The organism is Segatella baroniae DSM 16972 = JCM 13447, assembly GCF_000426585.1.
GTDB lineage: Bacteria > Bacteroidota > Bacteroidia > Bacteroidales > Bacteroidaceae > Prevotella > Prevotella baroniae.
Window position 1 is genome coordinate 1 of record NZ_AUFQ01000040.1, and the last position, 2,587, is coordinate 2,587.

3 protein-coding genes are annotated in these 2,587 nt (G+C 41.1%); 1 reads left to right on the forward strand and 2 read right to left on the reverse strand.

Going from position 1 to position 2,587, the window contains the following annotated elements; all coding sequences use genetic code 11:
- The first annotated feature begins 182 nt into the window (after window positions 1–182).
- Window positions 183–1,211 (forward strand): toprim domain-containing protein, encoded by a 1,029-nt coding sequence (locus tag K334_RS0112720; protein WP_025882232.1) that lies wholly within the window; start codon window positions 183–185, stop codon window positions 1,209–1,211.
- Between the two features lie 116 nt (window positions 1,212–1,327).
- Here K334_RS0112720 and K334_RS0112725 read toward each other — a convergent pair whose 3' ends face one another.
- Window positions 1,328–1,687, reverse strand: a complete 360-nt coding sequence (locus K334_RS0112725) for a hypothetical protein (protein ID WP_004345402.1) — start codon at window positions 1,685–1,687, stop codon at window positions 1,328–1,330.
- Window positions 1,688–1,697: 10 nt separating this feature from the next.
- Complete coding sequence (locus K334_RS0112730) at window positions 1,698–2,477, reverse strand: ParA family protein (protein WP_025882235.1); 780 nt, start codon at window positions 2,475–2,477, stop codon at window positions 1,698–1,700.
- Window positions 2,478–2,587 lie beyond the last annotated feature (110 nt).

A 2,587-nucleotide genomic window follows, 5' to 3' on the forward strand; every position in this document is an offset into this window, starting at 1 on the left:
GAATGGTTCCGAAGTGGCTGACTTCGATTGGCAGTTGGAAACAACCGGTATGAGAGCGATTATTTTGGAGGGGCTTCCACGTGTGTTAGGTTAGTATTGAGTTGTACAAGTTTTGTAAACAATTAAAGCTGACCTATCGGCATGACGGGGAATATGATCAACTAACATTCCAACAAGAAAAAATGAACGAAAGACAACAAATACTTTATCTGACTGGTGGTGGACTGGATGTGTTTACACATTACTTAGGCGATGTATGCCTGAAGAGAATCTTTAAAAATCCCTTCAGGGAAGACAGCCGCCCATCATGCCATCTGTATGCGAATAAAAACACATATGGACAAGTGGAGTATTATTTACAGGATTTTGGCGATAGCAGCTTCTGTGGCAACTGCTTTGCCATTGTGGCCAGACTGTGCAATATGAATGTAAAGACTGCATTTAAGGATATCCTGAAGGTGATAGACAAAGAGCTTTGCCTGGGATTGTTCAATAATCCATTTCCACAAACAGAAATCATCTATAAACGACTTGTAAAGAGACAGAAGCCGGAGACTTCCTCCACACTTTCATTCCAATACAAGGAAAAGCCTTTTACCATGGAGGAACTGTGTTTTTGGCAGCGTTATGGAATTGATCAGGATACGCTGGAACACTATCATGTTGCAAGCCTTTCGGCATGCAGAATGTCAAAAGAGAATGGAAAGGAATTTACTGTTTATGGAACAGCAAAGTATCCGACTTTTGGATACCTCTTTAATAACAATGATGGCATCAAAATCTATTCTCCCTGCTCCAAAAACAGATTTCTCTATGCTGGTGTCCTTCCTAAACCATATATTTTCGGCTGGAAACAGCTGCCGGCACAAGGAGAATATGTCTTTATCACAGGTGGCGAGAAAGATGTCATGTCGCTGGCAGCACATGGGTTCCATGCGATATGCCTGAATAGCGAGACTGCCAAGCTCCCTGACAGTCTTATGCAACAACTTGCCGGAAGGTTCCGGACAATTGTTATCCTTTATGATATGGATGCAACAGGACAAAGTGAGTCGAAAAAGCGAGTACAGGAATATACTGGAAAATATAATGTAAGAAGAGTCCTGCTTCCTCTTTCTGGTGAAAAATCGGAAAAGGACATCAGTGATTTCTTCCGTCTGGGGCACACCGCAGAACAATTAGCTACTATCCTGAATAGTGAAAGACTATAAATTCCATATTATGTATTCCGGTATTTCTGCTTGCATAAACATACAAGGACGAGTGACCATTACTGATTGCTCGTCCTTCTTATGTGTACTAAAGATGGTAGTATGGACTTCCTGCCTTAACGAAAGATATTGTCTATATTGCCTTTGTTAATCTTTTTAGGTCGCACCGCCCCATGCGTCTCTTCATATTTAGATATAACCATGTCAAGACCTAAGGTAATAAGTTCATTGATTTGAATACCCTCTGTTTCTGATATGGTACGTATCTTATTCATGACGTTCTTATCGACGGAGGTACATATTCTTTCCTTTGAACCACCTTTAGATATCGGTTTATCCCCTGGGATGGATGTTACTTTCTCCTTTGAATTGGAGCTTGGATTTGGCTGGTGATTATCTTCCGGAGTTGTACTCCTGACAGAAGTAAGTCCTTCCAAAAGACTGCTCATGGAGTTTTTGTTAATACCTTTGCTCATAAATGTAAATTTATAGGTTCTTTGTCCTGTCTAAAAGTTCTCCTACGAAAGCCTTGTAATCAGCAGCTCCGTTGCTCTTCGGATCATAGTCAACAATATTGACGGCTTCCAGAGGAGCTTCGGCAATCTTGATGTTCTTTCGGATCTTGGTTTGGAACACTTTATCGCCAAGCTTGGCCCTAAGACCATCCTCGATCTGTCTGCTCAAATTGGATTTTTCCCAACGAGTGAGGAGAATACCGGTAATCTCAATCTTTGGATTTAGCTTCTGCTTTACCATTCTGACAAAATCGCTGATCATAGTAAGACCCTGGAAAGGAAGTACTTCTGCAAGCAGAGGTATGACAACCAAATCTGATGCTGTAACTGCGTTAAGAGTAAGAAGCCCCAAAGATGGGGGACAATCTATTAAGATGTAGTCATAATCAGCCTTCTTTTCCTGTAATATGTCTGTAAGGATGTGTTCTCTCGCCATGACAGAAGAGAGTTCAAGGTCGGCAGATGCAAGACGCAATGAAGATGGAACGATGTCAAGATTTTCTGCTATCGGATAGATTGCCAGGCTGTAAGCCGTACCCCTGCAAGAAGCGGAAAGAGCATCATAGATGGTCTGATCAACTTGATTATCTTTTAACAGGGAGGTTGTAAGATTGCTTTGGGCATCCATGTCTACCAACAACACCTTGTTTCCCATAGAGGCAAGGATAGAACCTACACTGGCAGTAGTGGTAGTCTTGCCAACCCCTCCTTTGTGGTTGGCAAATGAGATGATTTTTGCTTGCTTTGTCATATTATTTGATTTATATTCTTTATATATGTATATACGTATTGTCGTATTCCTTTATTGACTTATATACGTATAGCCGTATATACAGCTATACACCTGCAAAGATACATAAT